General features: G+C 42.7%; 22 protein-coding genes. 6 read left to right on the top strand and 16 right to left on the bottom strand.

Annotated features, from left to right (window positions below):
• The first annotated feature begins 228 nt into the window (after nt 1-228).
• Both NSQ64_RS18460 and NSQ64_RS18455 read left to right on the top strand, forming a co-directional pair.
• Nucleotides 229-1,089 carry a Cof-type HAD-IIB family hydrolase gene (locus NSQ64_RS18460; protein ID WP_211256834.1) on the top strand — a complete coding sequence of 287 codons (861 nt, stop codon included), beginning with the start codon at nt 229-231 and terminating at the stop codon, nt 1,087-1,089.
• A 153-nt stretch (nt 1,090-1,242) separates the two neighbouring features.
• On the top strand, nt 1,243-2,031 hold the full coding sequence (locus tag NSQ64_RS18455; RefSeq protein WP_251210523.1) for an STAS domain-containing protein: 789 nt from the start codon (nt 1,243-1,245) through the stop codon (nt 2,029-2,031).
• Between the two features lie 72 nt (nt 2,032-2,103).
• Here the strand turns inward: NSQ64_RS18455 and NSQ64_RS18450 are convergent, their stop codons facing one another.
• The gene (locus NSQ64_RS18450; protein ID WP_017360014.1) at nt 2,104-4,881 is read right to left on the bottom strand and encodes a DEAD/DEAH box helicase; all 2,778 of its coding nucleotides are present in this window, start codon (nt 4,879-4,881) and stop codon (nt 2,104-2,106) included.
• Nucleotides 4,868-6,475, bottom strand: a complete 1,608-nt coding sequence (locus tag NSQ64_RS18445; RefSeq protein WP_341017719.1) for an SWIM zinc finger family protein — start codon at nt 6,473-6,475, stop codon at nt 4,868-4,870. The genes NSQ64_RS18450 and NSQ64_RS18445 overlap by 14 nt, the downstream gene beginning before the upstream one ends.
• A gap of 186 nt (nt 6,476-6,661) precedes the next feature.
• Between NSQ64_RS18445 and NSQ64_RS18440 the strand changes: the two genes are divergently transcribed.
• Complete coding sequence (locus NSQ64_RS18440; protein ID WP_003214884.1) at nt 6,662-6,805, top strand: hypothetical protein; 144 nt, start codon at nt 6,662-6,664, stop codon at nt 6,803-6,805.
• 114 nt (nt 6,806-6,919) lie between these two features.
• Entirely contained in the window at nt 6,920-8,239 is a 1,320-nt protein-coding gene (locus NSQ64_RS18435; RefSeq protein ID WP_341017716.1) for a UDP-glucose dehydrogenase family protein, read from the top strand.
• Between the two features lie 40 nt (nt 8,240-8,279).
• Here NSQ64_RS18435 and NSQ64_RS18430 read toward each other — a convergent pair whose 3' ends face one another.
• From NSQ64_RS18430 to alsS, 5 genes are all read right to left on the bottom strand, one after another.
• Nucleotides 8,280-8,813: a chromate transporter gene (locus NSQ64_RS18430; protein WP_007497548.1), complete on the bottom strand. Its 534-nt coding sequence runs from the start codon at nt 8,811-8,813 to the stop codon at nt 8,280-8,282.
• Entirely contained in the window at nt 8,813-9,373 is a 561-nt protein-coding gene (locus NSQ64_RS18425) for a chromate transporter (protein WP_039963093.1), read from the bottom strand. Before NSQ64_RS18425 ends, NSQ64_RS18430 begins: the two co-directional genes overlap by 1 nt.
• 37 nt (nt 9,374-9,410) lie before the next feature.
• Nucleotides 9,411-9,887 (bottom strand): Lrp/AsnC family transcriptional regulator, encoded by a 477-nt coding sequence (locus NSQ64_RS18420; RefSeq protein ID WP_017360010.1) that lies wholly within the window; start codon nt 9,885-9,887, stop codon nt 9,411-9,413.
• Between the two features lie 153 nt (nt 9,888-10,040).
• On the bottom strand, nt 10,041-10,802 hold the full coding sequence (gene budA, locus NSQ64_RS18415; protein WP_370529243.1) for an acetolactate decarboxylase: 762 nt from the start codon (nt 10,800-10,802) through the stop codon (nt 10,041-10,043).
• A gap of 44 nt (nt 10,803-10,846) precedes the next feature.
• Entirely contained in the window at nt 10,847-12,547 is a 1,701-nt protein-coding gene (alsS, locus tag NSQ64_RS18410; RefSeq protein ID WP_039165330.1) for an acetolactate synthase AlsS, read from the bottom strand.
• A 150-nt stretch (nt 12,548-12,697) separates the two neighbouring features.
• Here alsS and alsR point away from each other — a divergent pair, with 150 nt between their 5' ends.
• Nucleotides 12,698-13,585 (top strand): acetoin biosynthesis transcriptional regulator AlsR, encoded by an 888-nt coding sequence (gene alsR, locus NSQ64_RS18405; protein WP_024718718.1) that lies wholly within the window; start codon nt 12,698-12,700, stop codon nt 13,583-13,585.
• A gap of 50 nt (nt 13,586-13,635) precedes the next feature.
• On the top strand, nt 13,636-14,262 hold the full coding sequence (locus NSQ64_RS18400) for a flavin reductase family protein (RefSeq protein WP_445684649.1): 627 nt from the start codon (nt 13,636-13,638) through the stop codon (nt 14,260-14,262).
• A gap of 233 nt (nt 14,263-14,495) precedes the next feature.
• On the opposite strand, the gene rbsB is transcribed toward NSQ64_RS18400, so the two are convergent.
• The 9 genes from rbsB to NSQ64_RS18355 all read right to left on the bottom strand — a co-directional run bounded on the left by rbsB (nt 14,496) and on the right by NSQ64_RS18355 (nt 23,949).
• A complete protein-coding gene (gene rbsB / locus NSQ64_RS18395) occupies nt 14,496-15,413 on the bottom strand; it encodes a ribose ABC transporter substrate-binding protein RbsB (protein ID WP_024718716.1) in 918 nt (305 codons plus the stop codon).
• A 13-nt stretch (nt 15,414-15,426) separates the two neighbouring features.
• Complete coding sequence (gene rbsC, locus NSQ64_RS18390; protein WP_007497532.1) at nt 15,427-16,380, bottom strand: ribose ABC transporter permease RbsC; 954 nt, start codon at nt 16,378-16,380, stop codon at nt 15,427-15,429.
• A 1-nt stretch (nt 16,381) separates the two neighbouring features.
• Nucleotides 16,382-17,863 carry a sugar ABC transporter ATP-binding protein gene (locus NSQ64_RS18385; RefSeq protein ID WP_216942902.1) on the bottom strand — a complete coding sequence of 494 codons (1,482 nt, stop codon included), beginning with the start codon at nt 17,861-17,863 and terminating at the stop codon, nt 16,382-16,384.
• A 15-nt stretch (nt 17,864-17,878) separates the two neighbouring features.
• A complete protein-coding gene (gene rbsD, locus NSQ64_RS18380; RefSeq protein ID WP_017360008.1) occupies nt 17,879-18,271 on the bottom strand; it encodes a D-ribose pyranase in 393 nt (130 codons plus the stop codon).
• On the bottom strand, nt 18,268-19,146 hold the full coding sequence (gene rbsK, locus NSQ64_RS18375) for a ribokinase (protein WP_341017709.1): 879 nt from the start codon (nt 19,144-19,146) through the stop codon (nt 18,268-18,270). The genes rbsD and rbsK overlap by 4 nt, the downstream gene beginning before the upstream one ends.
• Nucleotides 19,143-20,129 (bottom strand): LacI family DNA-binding transcriptional regulator, encoded by a 987-nt coding sequence (locus tag NSQ64_RS18370; RefSeq protein WP_243824618.1) that lies wholly within the window; start codon nt 20,127-20,129, stop codon nt 19,143-19,145. Before NSQ64_RS18370 ends, rbsK begins: the two co-directional genes overlap by 4 nt.
• Before the next feature lie 119 nt (nt 20,130-20,248).
• On the bottom strand, nt 20,249-21,391 hold the full coding sequence (locus NSQ64_RS18365) for a Ger(x)C family spore germination protein (protein ID WP_039165342.1): 1,143 nt from the start codon (nt 21,389-21,391) through the stop codon (nt 20,249-20,251).
• Complete coding sequence (locus NSQ64_RS18360) at nt 21,381-22,478, bottom strand: GerAB/ArcD/ProY family transporter (protein ID WP_216895262.1); 1,098 nt, start codon at nt 22,476-22,478, stop codon at nt 21,381-21,383. The genes NSQ64_RS18365 and NSQ64_RS18360 overlap by 11 nt, the downstream gene beginning before the upstream one ends.
• Complete coding sequence (locus NSQ64_RS18355) at nt 22,468-23,949, bottom strand: spore germination protein (RefSeq protein ID WP_341017705.1); 1,482 nt, start codon at nt 23,947-23,949, stop codon at nt 22,468-22,470. The genes NSQ64_RS18360 and NSQ64_RS18355 overlap by 11 nt, the downstream gene beginning before the upstream one ends.
• Nucleotides 23,950-24,657 lie beyond the last annotated feature (708 nt).

The raw sequence follows: 24,657 nt of genomic DNA, 5'->3' as shown, positions 1-24,657 counted from the left end.
ATATTCACTGCGTAATAGTAGAACCAAGGTTTCTTTGTATCAGTCATGTGTCCCCTGTGAATCCCCTTATGCGTATCCGGTCATGTAGCGTGACCGGGTACTCTTATATTCATTGATAAGCCGATCATCCCTTGCAAATAGTGGATACTCATTTCATAATGATGATGGATTTGATAAACGGAAGGTCAACTGAAAATGCAGGCAAAAAAGGAGAGACCGATGACAAACATTCAATTAATCGCAACGGATTTAGACGGAACTTTATTGAACAGTGAGCACAAAGTGAGTCAGGAAAACGAGCAGGCGTTAAAGGAAGCAGCGGCGAGTGGGATTGAGGTTGTCGTTTCAACAGGAAGAGCGTATTTTGATGTGAAATCTATTTTTGATCAGCTTGGGATGAATACGTGGGTCATCAGTGCAAATGGAGCTGTGATTCATGATCCAGAAGGTCAGGTATATCATTCGGCTGTTCTAGAAGAAGAAAAAGCAAAACACATCTTATCATGGCTAGAGGAGCGTGATTATTACTATGAAGTGTTTACGAATGAAGCCATTTACACACCAAACCGCGGCAGGGAGCTTCTGGCGATAGAAATGGACCGCTTAAAGAGTGCAAATCCAGAAACGGATCAGCGTGTTCTTGAGCAAGCGGCTGAAGTTCAATACAGCCAGTCAGGTTTTGCTTATATTGATACATATCAAGAATTGTTTCGTGAGGATCAGAATCTTTCGTTTTATAACATCTTAGGTTTCTCATTTTTTCAAGACAGATTGAAAGCCGGATGGGATGCGTTTGGACATGATTCTGAATTAACATTGGTTAGTTCGGCTGATCATAACTTTGAAATTGGAGCAAAGGAGGCGTCGAAAGGGCAGGCGTTAACCAGGCTGGCAGAAAAGCTCGGTATTCCATTAAGCCGAACAGCGGCTGTAGGAGACAGTTTAAATGATGAATCGATGATTCGGGCAGCTGGGGTTGGAATTGCAATGGGGAATGCGAGAAAGGATATAAAAGAATTAGCTGATCATGTCACGTTAACAAATGATGAACATGGTGTGGCACATATGATTCAACATCTTTTGAAATAATTGAATCGTATGTATTTGTATAAATGACATAGGATGAAGCGCATTCTACAAAAGAGGAATTCAGAACTACTTCTATTTACACCCGCTATGGAACATCATATAATTTAATTATGAATATAACCCGCTTGTAAGGAAGTTAAGGAGAGTAAACGAATGGCGCTGGAATCTTATAAGTCCGACAATCTGCATTTAATCAAGGAAGCCTTAGACTATACTCAGGTTGGCCTGACGGTGACGGACCCGTCTTTACCTGATAATCCTTTAATATATGTGAACAAGGGCTTTTTAGATATGACAGGCTATCAAGAAACCGAAGTATTAGGAAAGAACTGTCGTTTCCTTCAAGGAGATGAAACTGAACAGATTGCTCTCAAACAAATTAGGGCAGCCATTGAAAACAAAGAGGCTGTCACTGTACAGTTGAAAAACTATAAAAAATCTGGTCAAATGTTTTGGAACGAGTTAAGTGTGGCGCCTCTATGGATTGATGAAAATGAAGGGAAACGCCTTTATTTCGTTGGTCTGCAAAAGGATGTTACGAAAGAGATGGAACAGCAAGAGCTTCTTGAGCAATCCATTGATGAAGTATTGAATATTTCTGTCCCGATTGTTCCGGTGAAGGATGGTATTTCTGTCCTGCCGATCATTGGTACGTTAACAGCGCCAAGGTTTGATAAAATCATCTCAACAGTCTCCACTTATATCTCTCAATCCAAAGACGATTACTTTATTGTGGATCTGTCTGGTTTATTAGAGGTGGATTCATTTGTGGCAGATGCGATCTTTAAGCTGAATGATTTGATTTTAATGACTGGCACAGAACTGATCGTGACAGGTATTAAACCAAATCTTGCGATGAAAATGGGAGAAATGAGAGAGGACTTCCGTGAGTTGAACACGTATATGAATGTGAAATCTGCATTGAAAAAGCTGCAAATTTAAGCATTCCTTTAGATGAGATTAAAAAAAGAGGACTTTTCATCAAGTTTGAGAAAAGTCCTCTTTTTGCTGTCATTACGATGATTGAGCGGCTGCACTTAACGTGAATAAATCTTCTAGTTCGTTCGTTGACAGCTCTGTAATCCAGCTTTCACTTTGGATAATTTGATCATTTAACGTTTGTTTTGTTTCGAGCATTTGATCAATTTTTTCCTCTATCGTGCCGGTTGTGATCATCTTATGGACGTGAACAAACCGCTTTTGCCCGATGCGGTAAGCACGGTCTGTTGCTTGGTTTTCTACAGCAGGATTCCACCATCTATCGTAGTGAATGACATGATTGGCAGCGGTTAAGTTTAGTCCGGTTCCTCCTGCTTTTAAAGAAAGAATTAAGATGTTGAACTCTTTTTTCTGGAAGCGTTCCACCATTTTGTCCCGATCATGTTTTGATAAGCTCCCATTTAAAAATTGAACTGGTTCTCCAAACATCTTTTCGGCGAGCTGTTTGATCATGTTGCCCATTTCAATATACTGCGTAAAAATGAGACAGCTTTCTCCTTGTTCGTGTATGGCTTTTAACAGCTCTGCTAATTTATCCATTTTTAATGAACGCTTCAACAATTTCACATCTGTTCCGCTCTCTTTTAAATAAAGAGCAGGGTGATCGCAAATTTGTTTGAGTCTGCCAAGCATACTTAAAATGATGGCTTTCCGCTGCATCCCTGTTAATGAGGCCATATGTTCGAATGTATCTTTGACCAGCTGTTCATATAAAGATGCCTGCTCTGCAGATAACGGGATGAATTCTTTTTCTTCTAGTTTCTCTGGAAGATTGAGTGCGACTTCTTCATCTTGTTTTGTTCGTCTTAATAAGAATGGCTTGATCAGCTGCTGCAGCTGTTGGATTCTTTTTTCTTCACGGTCTTTTTCAATCGGAAGGACGAACTTTTTATGAAAACTGGTCAGGCTGCCGAGATATCCTTTGTTCACGAAGTCGAAAATAGACCAAAGCTCTGTCAAGCGGTTCTCCATCGGTGTCCCGCTGAGGGCAATGTGGTGCTGTCCTTTTAATTGCCTAATGGCTCTCGATTGTTTCGTATGGGCATTTTTAATGTTCTGGGCTTCGTCTAAGCAAATGGTATTCCATTTGGCTGCTGTTAATTCATCACGGTCAGAATGTGAGAGACCATACGAAGTGAGGACGATATCTGTTGATTCGTACGCTTTTGTAAAGTTCTCACCTTGTGGACGTGACGGTCCATAATGCAGAGCGACATTCAAATGTGGTGCGAATGTTTCAAGCTCTCTTTGCCAGTTCCCTAATACGGAAGTCGGTGCAATGATGAGAGATGGAGCGGCGTCTTGTTGATGCTCCTTCAAATAAGTGAAATAAGCGATCATTTGAATCGTTTTTCCAAGTCCCATATCATCTGCTAAACAAGCCCCGAATCCATGAGACCTTAAGAACAGAAGCCAGTTGACACCGTGCTGCTGATACGGGCGTAGTGTGCCCTTAAAGGACTCACTCATCTCATAGGATGGCAGCTCTTGTGTATCATTTAACTGATGAACAAGCCCTCGTAATTGAGACGAAAGTTCAAATTGAATATGGGCAAAGGCCGAACTGTCTAGCAACTCAGGAATCGACTCAGAGGAGGCCTCTTGGTCTGCGAGTTCACGTGATAAAATATCCGACATATGAAGTCCTTCGTTCTCAGCGCGCTCCATCCATTTCTTCATTTGCTGGATAAAGGTCGGATCGATTTTAATCCACTGTCCACGAATGTTGACAAGACGACGTTTACTTTGAACAAGCTCGTTGAACTCATCTTCTGTCAGCTCAATACCGTTTGTGGCAAAGCGCCAATTAAAGTCCATAAGGGCATCCATTCCAACGTGCGATTCGCCTCGTGGTGTGGAGGAAATCCGTGCTTTTAGCATCATGGTGCTTTCTTTGACGATCTGCCACCATGATGGGAGCAGGATCTCAATCCCCATGTTCACAAGTGTTTCACTCGCTTCAGATAGGAAGAGCCACGCTTCTTCTTCTGACATGAGGGTGGTACCAGATGTAAATGAGAGCCAAGGGACAATCTGACCGAACCGCTCCAGCTCTCTGGTGATTTTTTCTTGAAACGGACGCCATGATTTTTTTAAAGAACGGATGCCTTCAAAGAAATGCAGATCACTGTTTTTCTTATCACGCAAAAACAATTCAATTTTCCAATCATCCCCGTCGAAATCAGGCTCATTTAAACGCAAGCCGACAGTGAAAGGCGTCTCATCATCAATCCAGCCGATCGTTTCCAAGAAATCCTGTTCATCTAAAAAATGTCCCTGGAAGGAGGAAAGAGCAGGCGATTGTGCAGTCATTCGGTTCCATTTGTGCTGCAAGGCATCATCATATTGAATGTAATCCTGTACGGCAAAGGAGAACCAATCAGCTGTGTAGCCATCTAATAGGCCTTCTTTGTCTTTAAAGCGAAGCATGCCTTTTGTCCATGCCTCGAAATCTGGGACAAAATCTTCATCCTCGATGAATTCGTAAATGGTTGAGGCTGTTTTCATAAGCGGCTCTGTTTCATCCGTTAACGTCACATGGCTGAAAGTATTGAATGAATTTTTCCCTAGCAATTCAACGGTCATCCAAGGACTTAACAGGAAGGCAGGTGTGCCAATAAAGCTCACATCTTCTAAGAATGTTCCGTAAAAAGATGATTCGTGCCATTGGAAAAGCTGCCTCTTCATTTCATTTAGCGGTACAGGCTGTCCGTCCTCTGCTTGCGCTGAAATGGTGAAAGAGAAATCTTCGGTTTGTTCTGCATGAATGACAATTTGTTTATGGCGTGTCATCAATTAATTTTCCTTTCTTCATTTCCTCTTGGAACGCACGCAGCCGTTTTGTTGAATCTTGCAGCTGCTGTACATATCTTTCCCACACCGCGGTTTTTTTCGTTTTATGATAAAGCGTACGCAGTTTTTTGAGCATTTTCACAGATTCCCGGTAAGCACTTCGATTCTTTTGATCGAGAAGCAGTGAGATTTCCCGGTGGTACGAAGGAATGAGTGCTTCAGGCTCTTCCTTTGCAATCTGTTTGATCAGTTCTTTCTCCAATTCACTGATGGAGAAACCAACGAGGCTGTGTATTTCAATCCATTCTGCATAGCGTTCTTGTGCATATAAGAGCTGACTATATTCAGTAAATGCATAAGGCATACAGATTTGGAGATAGCGTTCATACAAGAAATGATCTTTCGTCTGTTTAAAGTACGCGTCTAAATAAAAGAAGAAATCGCTGACGGCTCCACGCAGTTCTCTATAAGATAGGTCAAGCTGACAATATTCTTCTAATACATATGTGATCTCTTGATACCAAAGTTTGAGACGCTTCCAGTCCTTGCGATTTGTGAGATCCTTTAGCCAATTGAGCACATTCGGCAGCATATCTGCATTGAGCAATTTTAATTGCTGGAAGAGTCTTTCGTCTTCTTTTAGCAAATAATCCATATGCATGAGCCCAATGGTTCGCTCAACCGTTTGTTCCTGCTGTTGGGCGCTCTTGAGTAATTCTGTTTCTTTTTTGACCCATTTCCCTCTATTTAATATAGTTCCCCACATTTCCATAAAGACCGCAACTCGTTCATGTTGGAAAGGTCCGCTGATTTGAAGAAGTGTCCGAACGGCAGTTGGTGTGTTTTCAAGAAACGGATCGAGGGAAAAGGAAAGGGCGTATGTCCTCAAATGATCCACTGAATCAAAAATGGTGTTCATGAGCTGTTCTACATATGGATTCATCGAATAAAAGTCTTTTTCGGCATCAAGACGGCCGAGATCGATTAGCTCATAGAGCCTTAACCACACATCGATGGACGTATGAATCGCATACAAACTCTTGAATTCAGGTGAAGTGGGTGCGTGTTTTTTCAGGATCGATAAATAGCCGTAATACAAATGCTGTGGCGTTTGCTGGTGCTTCGGTGTCCGTTTCAGCCAGAGGTGAAATTCCTCCTGGAAAAAATTCAGCCAGCTCTGAAGTGATTGTTCATCTGGGCGCTTCACTTGGAAGTGCTGACGAATGAGTTCTTTGCTGCGCTGTAATTCATCCTTCTCTGACCAATTTTCTGTAAAGCCGGTCACACTCTCTACTTGAGCGTATAGCGAAAAGAAGACAGCGAGGATGTGTTTACATAGTCCATCAGCTGGACATGAGCAGCTGCTTCTCACTGGAAACAGCACATGAAGGTGGACTCTTGCTGCCACGACATCATGTACATAAGCTGACCATTCGGTATCAGACTCTTGCTTGAGCCGATATACGCTGTCCTGTCTATAAGTAATCAATGCTTTTTTGATGAGTTGCTTGTTTTCATCTGTTGCAGGAAGAAGTTCTTTGATCTGTTCGGCTGTTTGTTTGATTTCTTCTTCGTTGATGTTGTGCTGAAGCATTTGACCCGCTCCTAACCAAGTAAAAGATTCCAATTCTTTTATTATAGCTCAATGATGATTTATAAAAAAGTTTTTCATGAAAATGGTCATAAATTTCAAAAGCTGTCGAATGATGTATTAGAGTATTGCATAAACCAACCATACAGCATATAATAATGAAATTAGTGGAATCGAAAGGATACAGACATGGATAATAAGGGTTTAAATCAAGAAGAGTTTTTAAAGATTTTGATGTACGCTCATGATATTGGTGAAAATTCCAATGATGTCACAACAAAAGAAATGCTTGAAAATCTGATTGCTCATATTCGAAATGGCCTTGTTTCATAAAAGTAGCCCCCTGCTCTCTCAGCAGGGGGTTTTTGTATGCTTTTATGAATGGATCGAAAATCCCCGGCATACGATGACATTACAAGCATAAGGAGTATGGGGAGCTGATGTGTCATGAAGATTGCGATTGCAGGCTGTGGGTATGTGGGGCTTGTCACAGGGGTGTGTTTAGCAGAGGCGGGACATGATGTGACATGTATGGATATTGACCGGCGGAAGGTCATGCAGCTGAAGCAAGGGAATCCTCCGATGTACGAGCCGGGATTAAAAGAACTGCTCAAACGGAATATGGAGCAAGGACGCATTCGTTTTCACATCAATGGAGTGTCAGCCTATTCGCAGGCTGACGTGTTAATGATTGCTGTCGGTACCCCGCAGCAGGCAGACGGTCAAGCTGATTTGCAGTATGTCTTTCAAGCGGCAAAGGAGATGGGCTTACAAGCAAAGCCAGGCGCAGTGCTTGTCGTGAAAAGTACAGTGCCTGTCGGAACGGGCGATCAAATTGATCATTTGATTCATCACGTGTTAGGTCGTAAGGAGCCATTATCTATTGCATCGAATCCAGAATTTTTACGAGAAGGGTCTGCCATCTCAGATACGCTGCGAGCGGATCGGCTGGTGATTGGAGCGGAAACGAAGAACGGATTAGATCAGCTAGAGTCTATGTATGCGGATTTCCACATTCCATTCGTGAGAACAGATCGGAAAAGCGCAGAGATGATCAAATACGCATCAAATGCATTTCTTGCCACAAAAATCAGCTTCATGAATGAAATTGCTTCGATTTGTGGAAAAACGGGAGCTGATGTTGAGAGAGTTGCAGAGGGGATGGGACTCGATCAGCGGATTGGTGCTTCGTTTCTTAGGGCAGGCATTGGTTACGGAGGTTCCTGTTTTCCAAAGGATACTAATGCCCTTGTCCAAATTGCAGGGCATGTGTCCCATGATTTTGAGCTATTGAAGGCTGTCATCAAAGTCAACAATGAGCAGCGAGCAAGTTTTATTCGAAGTGTGAAGGAGCGGATGGGAGAAAACTTGGAAGGGAAGAGAATGGCTCTTCTTGGCCTTTCCTTTAAGCCGAATACAGATGATATGAGAGAGGCGCCGTCAATCCCAATCGCTCATCAGCTCCATCAATTAGGAGCGGAGATCGTAGCCTATGATCCTGCTGCCGCTCGCAATGCAGCTCAAGAACTGCCTGATCAAGTCCTTTTTGCTCAAACGATTGAAGAGGCGATCAAGGATGCTGATGCTGTCTGTATATTAACTGAGTGGGCGGATATTCAGTCCTTTCCACTTTCAGCTTATAAAAATTTCATGAGGCAGCCGATCATTTTTGATGGACGGAATTGTCATACGCTTGAAGCGGCAGAAGTAGCTGGTGTCGAGTATCATTCTATTGGGCGCAGGTCTGTCTCTCCTATTTATATGTAATGAGAAAAACCGATAACTTCGCGTGTTATCGGTTTTTGCATTAATGCGGAAGAATGAATCCGCCATATAAAAATGCAGCCACAATCAGAAAGGCAGGGTGCAATTTGAATTTGGTCATAAAGAAAAATGAAATGGCGGCAATGGCAAGTGATTGTGTCCAGCCAATGGCTTTCACGGCATCTCCGCCAATTTCCCATGTTAATAAAAGCATCATCATGGCAATGACAGGCTGTACAGATAGGGTCATGCCTTTGACGACAGAAGATTGGCGAAAACGGTCAATGAGTTTTAGCAGTAAGATCAATCCGATCGCAGACGGCAGGACCGTCGCAAGCAGTGCAACGATAAAGCCTGGCCATCCCATGACATCATAGCCTACATAAGCCGCAATTTTCGTAGCGATTGGACCTGGAAGTGCGTTGGCTAATGCGAGCATATTGGAGAACCCTTCGTTCGTCATCCAATGAAAATGATTGACGATTTCTTCATAATTGAGCGGAATGGAGGCAGGTCCTCCGCCATACCCTAACAGATTGGATAAGAAGAATGCCCAGAATAAAAAGAGAATCAGCATCACGAAGACACTCCTTTCTCTTTATTTGTTCGAGTCCAGCGATCTTTCAGTTTGAAATGAAAGGCACCATAACATAAAAAGATGATGACAATGATTCCTGGATGAATCGAGAGTACTTGAAGACCGACAAATGCCAAAAGGAATAGGGCGATTCCGAAGATCATGCCGAAGCCCTTCAACGCTTTTTGTCCAAATTCATATGCCATCATTCCTAACAGAACGGCAATTACTGGTGTCACAGCACCGATCATATTTTGAATGATGACTGAAGAGCTTAAGACGCTGACAAGTGTAACAAGTGCCACCATAGCGAGACATGTCGGTAAAATATGTGCAGCTGTTGCAACAATGGCGCCAGATACACCTTTTAATCGATAGCCGAGGTATGCCGACATTTTCGTAGCAATCGGTCCGGGCAATGCGTTGGCGATGGCGAGTGTTTCTCCAAATTCGTCATCATTGATCCATTTGTATTTGACGACCGCTTCATGGCGAATGAGCGGGATCACAGATGGTCCTCCGCCAAATCCCAGAATACCGGTTCGCACCATGGCGATCATGAGTTCAAGATATGATTGCAAGTGGTTCAACTCCTATCTACAATTTCATGCCCATTCGGCTTTTGTATCGTTTAATGAGCATTTGACAGTCAACACTGACGACGCCTTCAAGCGGGTACAGCTTCTTTGTCAGGAACGTCTCCATTTCCTGTTCATTTTGAAAAATGCCATGCATATGCAGCTTGCTTGGTCCTGTCATATGATAAAGGCTTGTGACGGCTGTTTCCTGTTCAAGCTGAAGGGCGACTGTTTCTAAACATTTCGGCTCAACCTCTACGTTAAAAAAGACAGAGACATGAATGCCGATCTTTGCTGGATTAATGACAGCGGTGAATCGTTCAATGACACCTGCTTCAATGAGCTGCTGAATACGGGCTTGTACAGCAACACGGGAAAGGCCGACTTGTTTCCCTAGATCCGTGTAGGACATACGCCCGTCCTCGTGTAATAAGGAAAGAATTTGTTTATCTCTTTCATCTAATGTTAAGTTTGGAATGCGATATTCATGTGCCACCGTATAACCACCTTTCTTCTGTTGATATTCTATCATATTTTATTACGAATAGAATGTTTGATTTTTAATTGAGTAACGAAATGAAATAATAAAAGAAGATAACATATCTTTTTGCATAAAAAAACACCCCGGTATCACCGAGGTGTGTTCATTTTATTTTTCTGGGCTGCTTTCCGCACTGGCAATTTGCTGTGCAAGGTCAGCACGATCAATGTCTGCTTGGAAGAACTCCTGCGTATTTGGAAGGTGTAAATTCATGTGACGTTTTTGGGAAATTCGGATGGTCACTTGATCCACAGTGTAATCAAATACATGCCCGCCTACGCTTCGATCATCATCAATAAAGTGGAGATGATATCCGCTTACCGCAATGCCATGTGCGTACTGTGGTGTACGGAAGCCTGCGATCGTCCCGCGAATATTTTCAAAATCGAAAATAGGCTGTGACTTGACTGCCTCTACCATCGGAACGTAAGGTTTTTCCTGTTTTTCAACCGTACGGGTTTGAACCTTTTTGAATGACCCATCGATGCGGATCGCATAAAAGACATTCTTGCTCGGTAAGATTCGGTCGATTTCTTCCTCTAGCTCTTTGGACGTCATCGGTGCATCAATTCGATGAACGATGTCCGTTTCAAAGAATGCTAGAGAGCAGAATGGTGAATAATCTTGATCGGTTACTGGTGTGGCTGTTCCATCAGAGCGCAGTCGATAAAAAGCGCCGTCAAAGCCGATTAGTTCCCCATCTAATTGATTGAATGTACCAATGCCAAAATCACCATGCTCGGGAATATGTGATAGGGAGAAATCTCCATCGTATACGGCTTCCAGCAAGGAGGTCATGGTTGATACTTGATAGACCTCTTGCTTTTTGTCCTGCGGTATTGTGTTGTTTTGTTGATTCATTGGGTGCATCATACCCATATCCGCTCACTCCTTTAACGTAATGTATCGAAGTCTTATCTGACGTTCGTTGTGTGTTTTTCACGAAAGACTTCTGGCCATTTTTGACTGGCGAGGTCTGGGTTGTCTTGATAGTCTATCGGAATATCAATAATAACGGGTCCTTCTATGTTTATACCCTTTTGAAGGACAGTTGAAAGCTCTTCAGGTGAGTTGACACGTAATCCAGTTGCTCCAAAGCTTTCTGCATATTTCACTAAGTCGATCTGACCGAACTCAACACAAGACGTACGGTCATACTTCATTTCCTGCTGGAATGCCACCATATCGTATGTGCTGTCGTTCCAAACGAGATGAACGAGATTTGTTTTCATGCGCACGGCTGTTTCTAATTCCATGGCGGAGAAGAGAAAACCGCCATCACCTGAGACTGAAATGATCTTTTCATCTGGATTTAATATGGAGGCTGCAATCGCCCACGGTAATGCCACGCCAAGTGTTTGCATTCCGTTACTCACTAGGAACGTGTTCGGTTCATAAACACGGAAGTGGCGAGACATCCAAATGGCGTGCGATCCGATATCACATGTCACTTTCGTGTCATCTGGGATGATACGTCTCAACGTATGAATGACATCCAGCGGGTGTGATAAATGACTTTCTCTTTCTGGTGTTTTTTCGATATCACTTAACAGCTCTTGTAATTCTGTGACGAGATCTACGTTCTTTTTGCATAATGAAAGTGGAACGCTGTCATGAGCTAGATGTTGCACCGTTTCAGATATATTGCCCACAAGCTCAAGCGTCGGTTCATAGAAATGGTCAATATCTGCCTGCATGTCATCCACATGGATGATTTGACGCTGCTGCGGTTTCAAATTCCAATGCTTCGGATCGTATTCGATTGGATCAAAGCCAATAGTTAAAATCACATCCGCTTTCTCAATGAGAAGGTCGCCTGGCTGATTACGGAATAAGCCGATTCTGCCCACATATTGAGCCTCAAGCTCTCTTGAGAGAACACCGGCTCCTTGGTACGTTTCGACAAATGGGATACCAAGTGTTTTTAATAATGTTCTTGTCGCATTTGCCGCAGCTGGACGGCTAGCTTTCATTCCCACAATTGCAACAGGTAAGTGCGCATTTTGAATTTTGGCGATGGCCGAACTGATGAGAGCATCCGGTGCAGGACCTAGTTCTGGAGAAGGGTGAGCAGACACTGGTGTTTGTGTGGTGTGTTCGGTCACGACATCTTGTGGAAAGCTGATAAATGCTGCCCCAGCTTGACCTCTTTGTGCCGCGCGAAAAGCATTTGTTAAGGCTTCTGGTATATTGTTTACGTCTTGTACTTCAACGCTATATTTTGTCACTGGTTTGAATAATGCCGCATTGTCGAGTGATTGATGTGTTCGTTTGAGCCGATCCGCACGGATGACATTTCCAGCGATTGCAACAACAGGGTCACCTTCTGTATTGGCTGTTAATAGACCTGTCGCTAAATTGGATGCGCCTGGACCTGAAGTAACTAGACAAACGCCTGGTTTGCCAGTTAAACGACCGACAGCTGCTGCCATGAATGCCGCATTTTGTTCGTGCCTGCATAGCACAAGCTCTGGACCTCTGTCTTTTAATACATCAAATACTGCATCAATTTTTGCACCTGGAATCGCAAAAACATGGGTCACACCTTGGGCAATGAGCGTATCGACAATCAACTCTGCTCCTCGTTTTGTTAGGGGTTGTGTTTGAGAATTCATTTACCCCGCACTCCTTTCGGCAAGTAAAATTTTTTATGAAAATATATTTTCATGATATGATTTACTATACATTTCACAAAATAAATTTTCCAATATATGTTTAACGTAGTTTTAATATGTTTCACGAATAAGTGTTTGAGGAGTGAAAGGATGGAACTGAGACATTTGCAGTATTTTGTCACAGTCGCGGAGGAGCTGCATTTCGGCAGAGCGGCCGCACGATTGAACATGACACAGCCTCCACTTAGTCAGCAAATTAAGCAGTTTGAGGAAGAATTGGGATTTCCTTTGTTTCACCGGTCTAAAAGGGTGGTGGAGTTAACAGCTGCTGGAAAGGTTTTTTTACATGAGGTCCGGGGGGTGCTGCATCAGCTTGATAAAGCCGTTGATCATGCCCGGCATACGGCAAGAGGGGAGCTTGGGAAGATTATCATCGGTTTCGTTGGTACAGCGACATATGATATTCTGCCGCCAGTTGTCCGTGAATTCAGAGAGCGGTACCCTTCTGTCAGTATTGAGCTGCAACAGCTCTCTGTCCCGCAGCAGCTTGAGGCGCTTTTGAATGGTGAGATTGATATTGGTTTTTTGCATCCTACATCACCGCAAGAAGAATTGGTCAGTCGTTTAATGAAGCAAAGTGAATGTATTTTTGCGATTCCGAAAAACCATCCGCTGGCGGAAAAAGAAGCGGTCACGATTGAAGATATTCGTGATGAGCCGATTATTTCTTTATCAAAGGAATCATGGCCGTCCCTTTATCAGCATTTTGTCCTACTTTGTGAAAAGTACGGATTTTCACCCAATATCGTGCAGGAAGCAGCAGAATATCAAATGGTCATTGGGCTTGTCACAGCGGGAATCGGAATTGCTATCATTCCAACATCGGCCCGGCGTTTATTTAATTTAGATGTGGTGTATCGGTCAATTGAAGGTGAGCAGCTACTCGCGGAATGGACCATTTCTTATAGACGAGAAAATCATAATCCGGCATTGTTTCATCTTGTCCATCATATTCTCCATCGCGGTGAGCCGGAGTAAGGGAAGAGAGAACTGGGTATGGTATGATGTCGTTACATACAAGAGGAGGCATGTCTGAAGTGATTACATTACAAATGGATCAGCTGTCACGAAAAGAAGCATATAAAGTATTATCTGGTTCCGTCGTTCCAAGACCCATTGCATTTATTACAAGCCTTTCTAAAGAAGAAGTCGTCAATGCTGCACCATTTAGTTTCTTTAATGTCATCAGCGGCCATCCTCCGCTGATCGCTGTTTCTATTGGACGTCGTCAAGGAGAGATGAAAGATACAGCAAGACATATCATCGACAGGGAAGAATTTGTTGTCCATGTGAGTGATGAAGCGATGATTGAGGATATTAATGAAACAGCTGCTACTTTGCCAGAGGAAGAGAGTGAGCTGACTCGTACCGGTCTTCATCAAGTGAAGAGCAGCGTGGTGTCAGTGCCAGGAATCAAGGAAGCACGCATTCGCTTTGAATGTCAGCTGGAAAAACATCTGACCTTTCAAAATGATGAAGGGGAGATCACAGTCGATCATATCATTGGCCGGGTGGTGTGTGCGCATTTAGATGAATCCGTCTATGATGCGGAAAAAGGATATATTTTTACGAATGAATTAAAGCCAGTCGCGCGCCTAGCAGGTAATGATTATGCCCATTTAGGCACGCCATTTGTACTGAAGAGACCGGAATAACATCTAAAACCCCCGAGGCTATCGGGGGTCCAGCGTGTAGACAAACTCTCGCATTCTTTGTCAGTCCTGCGCTTCGGTGCTCACGAATGTCAATTCGCTCTGCTCCGGTGCTCGTCCTTCCTAGACTGCAAAGGTTTTCTATCACGCTGAAAAGAAGACAAAGGGCTAAAATCAAGTTCATTTCAGCCTTTGTCTATAATCTAAAACCCCCGAGGCTATCGGGGGTTTAGTGTTTATTTCTTTTGTTCTAGTTTCAATGGAGCGGCGATATTTTTTTCTACCTTTTTTCCTTTTAATACATCGTCAGCAGCGCCGACTGCCAGTTGACCGATCAGCTCTGGCTGCTGCGCGACTGTTGCAGATAGTTTTCCTGCTTTGATCGAGTTGAGTGCATCTTCATTACCGTCGAAACCGACGACAAGAATGTCTTTTCCAGAGCTTTGGATGGCCTCTAGTGCGCCAAGTGCCATTTCATCATTGTGGGCAAAAACGGCTTTGATGTCAGGGTTTCCTTGAAGAAGGTTTTCCATCACGTTGAGCCCTTTTGTCCGGTCGAAGTCAGCGGCTTGTTTTGCTGTGACATCTAACTTTTTGTCTGCAATTTGATGAAAACCTTTTCCTCGTTCGCGTGTCGCAGAAGCACCTGGTACACCTTCTAGTTCAGCCACTTTTGCTCCTTTACCGACTTTGTCGATAATAAAGTTAGCTGCCATTTCGCCGCCTTTGATGTTATCAGAAGCAACAAGCGCTTCAACCTTTCCGCTTTCTGCCGAGCGGTCTAATGTGATGACCGGTATGTCTGAAGCATTCGCAGATTCGACAGCCGTTGATATGGCAGAGGAATCGGCTGGGTTAATGAGTAATGCATCGACCCCTTGTTGAATTAAATCTTCTACATCACTTGTTTGTTTGGCTGAATCATTTTGTGCATCGGCAATGACAACTTCAATGCCAAGCTTTTTCGCTTCTTTTGTCACACCGTTTTTAAGAGAAACGAAGAATGGGTTATTTAAAGTCGAGATCGACAGTCCGATTTTCATGTCTTTTTTCTTGCCATCCTTTGTTGATTTGGCCCACTCTGGCGGTTCAAGCGAGCAGGCAGAAAGCATGAATAGTGAGAGAGTCACGATCAGGATTACATATTTTTTCATAGCAGCTGCCTCCTTAAGCAGATTTCTTTCTGTCGAGTAGGACTGCAATCAAGATGACAATCCCTTTCACAACAGACTGATAGAATGATGAAACACCAAGTAAGTTCATACCATTGTTCAAGACCCCAATAATGAGTACACCGATGAGTGTGCCGACAATTCGCCCTCTTCCGCCGGACAGGCTTGTCCCGCCAAGTACAACGGCAGCAATTGCATCAAGTTCATACGACGTACCAGCTGTTGGCTGGGCTGAGTTGAGACGAGATGTTAAGATCGCACCTGCTAAAGCAGACATAAAGCCGGCTAATGAGTAAATCATGATTTTGACGCGTGGTACTTTAATACCTGAGATGAGGGCTGCTTTTTCATTTCCGCCAATGGCATACGTTCTTCTGCCAAAAGGTGTTTTATGAAGCAAGACCCAAAGAACGATAAAGGTGAGAAGCATGGTGATCGCTGGAACAGGAATGCCTAAGAAGTATCCACGACCAAATAGCTGAAATGCATAGTTAGAGCCAAGCCCTGTAATTGGGTTTCCGTCTGTATAAACAAGCGTCAATCCTCTGAAAATCGTCATCGTCGCAAGTGTTGCGATAAAAGGAGCCATTTTTCCTTTTGTGATTAAAAGACCGTTGATCATTCCAAGGATGGCACCGATGATACATCCAACGATGATGGCAAGAATCGGGTCCAAACCAGATACAATAAAGCCGGCAGTCAGAGCACTAGACAGCGCTAGAATGGCACCGACAGACAAATCAATTCCTCCGGTTAAAATAACAAACGTCATGCCAAAGGCAATGAGGGCGTTAATGGAGATTTGTCTGAGTAAGTTTAAAATGTTTAATGGTTCTAAAAAGGCCGGATTTAAAATAGAAACAATGGCAACAAGGATGATGAGTCCTAAGAATGGCCCAAGCTTTTGCATGATGTTGTCAAATCGTCCATTTGAAGTAAGTGGTTTCATGTTACTTCCCTCCTGTAGCTAGTGTCATAATTCGTTCTTGTGTAGCTTCTGTTTTACTTAATTCTCCGCTGATGGTTCCTTCATGAATGACAAGCACTCGATCGCTCATCCCAAGAACTTCTGGGAGCTCAGAGGAGACCATCAAAATGGCAACGCCTCGATCCGTCAGCTCGTTCATGAGCTGATAAATTTCTCGTTTCGCCCCGACGTCGACACCTCTAGTCGGTTCATCTAAAATCAGCACCTTCGGCTGAATGCCGATCCATTTGGCGATGACGACCTTTTGCTGATTTCCACCGGACAGGCTGCGTGCAGAAATTTCAGATGAAGCGGTTTTGATCGTGAGTCGTTTGATAAGCAGATCAACAAAGTCCTGCTCGTTTTTCTTATCGATCAGCCCCTTTGGAGAGAAGCTGTCTAAGTTAGGCAAGCCGATGTTTTCCCGAATGGATGCATCCAGCATCAGTCCTTCATCTTTACGATCCTCCGTGATAAAACCGATGCCAAGTTTGACTGCATCACTTGGTTTTTTAATGACAGCCTTTTTCCCATGAACCCAAATTTCTCCTTGATCCAGGGGATCGAGTCCAAAGAGCGACCGCATCATTTCCGTCCGGCCAGCACCCATTAAGCCTGCAACACCGACAATTTCTCCAGCTTTGACGGAAAAACTGACATCTTGAAAGCGGCCTTTCCTCGTTGCTTGCTTCACTTCTAGGACGGTATCACCAGTAGAAGGTGTGCGCTCAGGGTAACGATCGGTTAATTCGCGGCCGACCATTTTTTTGACGACTTCATGGAAATTCGTGTCCGGTATCGCTTTCGTATCGACCGTTTTTCCGTCACGCATGATCGTAATCCGGTCACAAATCGCGAAGATTTCTTCCATACGGTGAGAAATGTAGACGATGGAAACGCCTTCTTTTTTGAGTGATTCAATGACCTGAAATAGCTTTTCAATCTCACGATCTGTGAGAGCAGCTGTTGGTTCATCCATAATGATGACCTTTGCATCGGTCATTAACGCTTTCGCAATCTCAATCATCTGCTTTTGTCCGACAGAACAGCTTCCTGCCTCTTGATCGAGCGATAGGTTGACAGACAATCGGTCGAGCTGCGCTTGGGCGAGGGTTTTCATTTTCTTGGTGTCTAGGAGACCAAGTGTTGTATAGATTTCTTTCCCGATAAATAAATTCTCGAGTACCGTCATATCAGGCCATATATTCAGCTCCTGATGAATGAAGGCAATCCCGTTCTGCTCGGCTTCTTTCGGGTTCTTGAAAGCGGTTTCTTTTCCGTCGATTTGAATCGTTCCTTGATCCAGTGAATAGAGTCCTGTCAGCAGATTCATTAACGTTGATTTTCCTGCCCCGTTTTCACCCATTAGTGCATGGACTTCACCTGTGACGAGGTCAAAGGAGACCCCGGCGAGAACGGTGTTTTTTCCAAAGGCCTTATGGATGTTATGCATTTCAATGTTCATAAGTGGCTCCTCCTTTTAAAAGATGACACCGGCATGAAGAATGCAGTTTGCGTATGGGGTGGCTTCACCCGTTCGAATCACTGCTTTTGCCTGTTTGGTCATGTCTTTAAATGTCTCGTGATCGACTTCATCTAACGGATGTGAGAACGCTTTCTTTAGAAATAAATGATCTCTCTCATTGGCTTCTTTGATTTCACTGGCGATCGTGATGTGTTCAACGGCCATTTCCTCAAGAAGAAGGGAAGTAACCTCCTGAAAGGATGGTGTGCCGATGGATAATGCAAGGTCGATCTTGACCGGGCCTTCTGGAATGGGCAGGCCGCAGTCTGCGATGACAATCGTATCTGTATGACCAAGATCAGCAAGCACCTTGGCGATATGACTATTTAAAATACCATTTTTCTTCATTTCTTATTCTCCAATTCTTCTCTTACTGGCATGCCGCCTTGAGCACCAAATTTTGTGACTGAGATAGATGCAGCTAAGTTGGCAAAGGCAAGTGCGTCGTATAGGGATTTTCCTTCTGTTAGTGCTACAGCTAAAGCGCCGTTAAAAGTATCGCCAGCGCCTGTAGTGTCGACGGCTTTCACAGGATAGCCCGGTACCAACACTTCTTTTGATCCGTCAAAGTATCGAACGCCATTTTTTCCTTCTGTAATGAGTAATTTGTTTGGATATTGTCGCAAAGCCTCTGCTATGGTGAGTCCATCAAACATAAGAGCTGCTTCGTGTTCGTTTGGCGTGATGTAGGCAGCTTGATCTAATATTTGCTGAGAGACTTTGCGAGCTGGTGCGGGATTTAAGATGACTGGAATCCCTTTTTCGCTGCAAATGGCGCAGACGGCTTCGACTGTTTCTTCAGGAATTTCCTGCTGGATGAGGACGATTCCGATATTTTCAATAGAAGAAAGCGCATCTTTTACATAATGAGGTGTTACCTCATTGTTTGCTCCTTTGACGACAACAATGCTGTTATCCCCTTCAGCTAAAATGATATGAGCTGTTCCGCTTTCCATTTCGGTAACCGGTTTCATATAGGTGGTGCGAACACCTTGTGCTTGCAAATTGCTCATAATGTCCTGACCATATGCGTCATCACCAACTCGGCCGATCATATATACATCTGCACCGAGCCTTGCGCTTGCCACTGCTTGATTGGCTCCTTTTCCCCCAGGAACCGTTTTAAATGATTCGCCTAGGACGGTTTCTCCTGCATTGGGACGCTTACTCGATGTGACAACTAGATCCATGGAACAACTTCCTACGACAACTATTTGACTCATTGTGAATCCACCTTTCTCGTGGTCTCTCGTTCAATAAAAGAGACGGGCATTTGAATAACTGCTTGATCTATTGGCTGTTTTTGAATGGCTTTAATGATCAGCTTTGCGGCTTCTTTCCCCATATCATAGGCAGGCTGCCGGATCGTTGATAAAGAAGGGAAGAGCAGTTCACTTTGCGGAATATCATCAAATCCAATGATTTGGACGTCTTCTGGAATGACTTTTCCAATACGAAGCGCTTCGTGTACGACGGCTGCTGCGACGATGTCATTGCTGGCAATGATGCCATCTGTTTCAGGGTACAGCTTGAAAAGAGCCTTGGCGCTTTTTCGGGCTTCCTGAAAAGAAAAAGAAGCGTTAGACATCACATGAAAGTTAGCACCTTCTTCAGTCAGAACATCAAGTGCGCCTTTGAATCTTTGCCGCGCCGTTTGAAGATGAGCGGGCCCTTTTAGCAATGTGATTTGCTGACTGCCGCGTTTGATTAATTCCATTGCAGCCATTTTCCCACCTGCCGTAGCATCTGCAAACACAGAAGGTGCATTTGGAACGGTACGATCTAAGAAGACAACAGGCAGTTCATCATCATTGTACAAATCCGATTCAGGTTCGTTTGTGACAGCGATGACACCGACCACCTGGTTTTGCTTAAAGGTTTGTAAATAGGCCATTTCCTTCTCCCGATCTTCATCACTGTTTCCGAATAATAAGCGAAAACCGTTTGCATGAATCTCATCCTCAACGCCTCTAGCCAGCTGAGGGAAGAAGGGGTTTGTGATATCAGGTAAGATGAGACCAACTAATCTTGATTCTCTTTTAAAAAGGGATCGTGCCACTTCATTGGGGAAGTAGTTTAGCTCCTGCATCGCTTGTGTCACACGGGTTTTCGTATCAATATGGACGTATCCAGTATCATTGAGCACGCGTGAAACAGTTGCAACAGACACTTGAGCAGCTTTTGCAACATCTTTAATTGTAGCCAATGGAGTGCCTCCCTTCTTTGATGTGTAACCGTTTACACACAGATAGATTATCACGAAAGCATTGAAAAAACAATCTTAAAAAAATAAAAAAAGAAAAGAAAGAGGACGTCTTCCTTTTCTTAACTAATAATGCCTGTTTGAGTAATGTTCACTTTGATTTTTGGAATGATCTTCACTTTTGGATAATCGGTGACCCAATTCATTTTCATATACTCATCATAATGTCTGACTCTGTATTTTCTGCCGAGGCTTAGCACATCGGAATTCGCATCTTGCAGGGCAGCGATAATTTTTTCTGCTTCTTTTGTCAAAATGACTGATAGCTTTTTGTTGAGCATTTCAATTTTTTTGTCAGTATCAAGGTTATCTTTTGGGTACTCAATGACAGAAGTATTAAATTCAAATTTGAGTGAGTATGTTAAGTTTCGATGATCAGGATTTAGAATCTCGATGTCTCTCTTTACATCAGTGACTTGAATCGTAATGTAATTGTTTTCTTTTGACTTCATGTCGCTTCTCACTTTTTTTGTGAAGTTGGCATACTTGCCCATTTTTCCGTCCATGACGGTGAGCAAGATCGCGTCTTGACCGTACAACTCGCCTTTCTTTTTCTCATTATCAAATAGGGCAACACCTTTTACACTGATTAATTTCTTCGATTGATCAAAATGGATTAAGGGCAATGTGAAGTCCTCTCCAGTTTGGAGCATTTTAGATCGAATACTTTGAATGTTTTTAGGTGCTACTTGGGAGGAGCGTGATGCGGTTGTGATCAAGTTATTTAAATAGTCACTCACGATGAGTTTTTCCTTCAGTAGCGAGTTAATCACTTCTTCACAAGTTCCCCCTTGAACAACGGCAAGATTTGCGAGGAGGGGGCTTTTTGGATCACGATAAAACATATCTAAGTAGGGCAGAAGACGATTTTGGGCAAATTCATCACCGATCAGCATCACCCGCATTTTCGACATGTCTATTTTTTGATCCACTATCCGGCTGAAGTTGGTTCTTGCTTTTCTTAAAGTAGGTGCTTCCGTTGTGAGAAGAGTGGTTAAAAAGCTGCCAGTATTTCCTTGCTCCATACTTTGAGACTGCTGCACTTTTCGATAAGTGATTGAGTATTTCGCATTGTCATCCTCTCCTTGATCAACAGCGGAGGTTAACACAAGAGAGATGTTCTTTAATAAATTTTGATCCCAGCAGCCAGGCATGAATATGAGAGAAACACACATGAGCAACGTCAGTATGTACTTATGACGCATGTGATTTCACCTTCCCTTTGCGATGTTTGATAAAGATGATAATGGCCATAAAGATTGGGAGTGTGTAAATAAATGAATATTGAGCGATGGTGGTAAAATCATTAAAACGCTGAATTCTAAAATTATCGGTTGCAAGGTAACAGCTAGCCGCATAAATCAAAATGGCAAAATAAAAGACGTATTTTTTGTGGTCTTTTTTCTTGAGAATACTTGCTACGCCATTTGCACAGAAGTAAAGGTAATTGCTGAGTGTGGCAAGAATAATAAATACCCAGAAACTGAGAAAGATCAAGTCTGTTCGCTCAATCACACCGAACGAAATGGTTTTTAACAGATAAAGAACAGGATTTGGAATGATTTTAAGCTCAATCGGGCTGAAAAACATAAAACAAATCACTGTGATAAATAGGTAGTAAAGAGTCGTGCATATATTGGCAATGGTCATGACCTTGTATCGCGCTTTAATGGTGCCTTTCATCAGTGGAGAGATGATCAGAATCATCTCAAATCCATTCATAGATAATACAACATCCTTCAATCCAAGCTGAAATTGAGAGAAGTCCGTTTGGAAAAAGGGCATAAGGTAGTCGATATTGGTTCCTTTTAATGAATACAGCATGATGAGAGACAACAAGAGTAAAAAAGGAGTCAGAATAAAGTTGAATCTGACAATCGCTGTAATTTGTTCCTTGGCGATGTAAAGGATGGATATCATGAGTAGTAGGTTGATGACCCAATTGGGTGTAAGTGGTAAAACCCATATACCCAGAATTCTCGTGAAAATAGATAGAACGACAATACAGACTGAGGCGAAATAAATTGTATAAAGAGCCACTAAGATTCGCCCAACCCATTTTCCAAAAACCTCAATTAACGCCTCGAAAAATGATGTCTCAGGATATTTGTGAATGATATATATAAAAATGGTATTGATGATTTGGATAAAAAAACAGGCCAAAATGATAGCCATCCAGCCATCATGCCCCATATCCTTCATGAGCAAATGAGGCAGGGCTAAAATACCGACACCAATTTGAGATTGAATGATAAAAAAGACAGCTTGAGATGGAGATATTTTATTTTTCATCTTGATTTTTCCATCCTCTCAAATTTTCAATTTGCTCTTTCTTTTTTGGGTTTAAGTAAACAGGGCGCTTTTTATACATCCACATTGGTAATCGAATCACAGTGTCTTTTAAATCCTGCCAGTTAAATGGAGCTACTGGAGATAAATACGGGACACCTAGTGATTCAAGGCGGCATAAATTCATCAGGACGATCGACAGGCCGAATGAAATGCCAATAAACCCAAACATCGATGCCATGAACATGAGGGGAAAACGCAGCATCCTGATGGTAGACGTCATTTCAAACGAAGGAAGAACAAAGGAAGCAACAGCGGTCACGGCGACCACAACGATAAGAACATTCGAAATGAGTCCAGCTTTTACAACAGCGTCCCCAATAACCAAACCGCCTACAATTCCAATCGTCTGACCAATTGGCTTTGGCAGTCGCACCCCTGCTTCTCGTATGAGCTCAATCGTAATCTCCATCAGCATTGCTTCTATTAAAGGCGGAAAAGGAATGCCGATAATGGAATTTTTCATCGTAATCGCTAATTCATCCGGGACTACCTCATAATGAAAGCCGATGACTGCAATATAAAAAGAAGGCAAAATCACAGCGATGATACAGGCAATATAACGAAGAATACGAATAAACGTAGCTGGAATCCAGCGACTATTGTAGTCATCTGGTGATTGAAAGAAGCTAAAGAACGTAATAGGCAGAATGATAGCCATTGGACTGCCATCCATCAGCACAACAATTCTTCCTTCAAGAATGGCAGATCTTACTTTGTCAGGTCGTTCTGTGTCAATAAGCTGCGGGAAGATGGAATACGAATCATCCTCAATCGCTTCTACAATAGAACCGGGGCTAAGCAGCGTGTCTACTTTAATAGAAGAAATTCGTTTGTTAACCTCATCTATCTTTTCTTGATTGGCAATATCAGAAATATAAACCGTCGCAACCTTTGTTTCAGATTTTGTACCGACCTTATGATACTGGATTGCAAGTTTTCGATCATTTAAGTGTGAACGCAGCAAATATAAATTGGTATCTAAACTCTCAACAAACCCATCATGTGCGCCTGCAATAATACTTTCAGAAGAAGGTTCAGAAATGGAACGCAGCGGCGGCTGTCCAACGGCAAATATTTTGATCTGTGAGGATTTTTCATCAAGGAAAGCAATGCTTCCTGCAATAATGCTGTCGACAATCAGCGTCAAGTCTCCTGTTTCGAGTGTACTAAGTGATTTTGTATAATTCTGCTCTCCAGGAGGACCGAGCAAGTTGCCGATAATGAAGTCGTTTAATTTGCTTTCTTCAACTCTTGTTTTAATATAAAACAGCACTGATTTCGTTTCATTCACCATTAATTCCCGGTATTCAAAATCAGCGCTTTGCTGAAATGCTTTTTTCAGAATCCGAATCTTTTCCTCAAAACCGCCTGATAAAAAGTGTAAGCGTGTTTGCTCATTCGTGTTTGGCATCTTTAGCCTCCTCTCACAGATTTTTTAACCATAGTGTAAGCCGAGAAGATGATTTTATGCGTCATCTTTGGGGAAAGCATGACACGCTCCGACAACTTTCAACTAAAATCACATTAAAAATGTTAAGAAATGATGAATCTTGATAAAAAGAAATGAATAATGTTTCATTGTTTAGGTCATAAGGAGTGAATATCGTAAAAAGAGGCTATAACAAAATGATTAATCTTTGACATCTTATCCCAATTTTTTGTGACCTGAAAATAAGCAGATGACTTGATTTTTTGAGAGGTGACCTTTGTCATAGGTCAACACATAGCGTTCTGACCAATGAGGATGACTTTCTAACCTGTTCATTTAAAAATATAAAATATTCTAAAACACGCACTATTCATTTAAAGCGCTGATATGACTGATTTCGTAGAGATGAGAGGGCTTTAAAACATTGATTCAAAATACATCTTAATAATTGTCGAAAAATTTAGGGAGAAAAGGACAAAAGATTTTTCACTGTTTGATGGTAACGCTTTCTCTTGTTTGAAGCAGAAATTCAGTCGTCATTTTGTCCGTCTTTTGGCCTTTTCATTTGAGCGTGAGATAGGCAAATACGCCTTCTGATTAGAGGAATTTGGCATACGAGGAAGTGAAAGATTATGTTACATAATACCGATTGTGATTTTATGCTGAACCTATATACTGTTGATTGAATTT

Source organism: Bacillus sp. FSL W8-0183, from assembly GCF_038006825.1.
Taxonomy (GTDB): domain Bacteria; phylum Bacillota; class Bacilli; order Bacillales; family Bacillaceae; genus Bacillus; species Bacillus altitudinis.
This window is presented reverse-complemented; position numbering and strand designations above follow the sequence as displayed.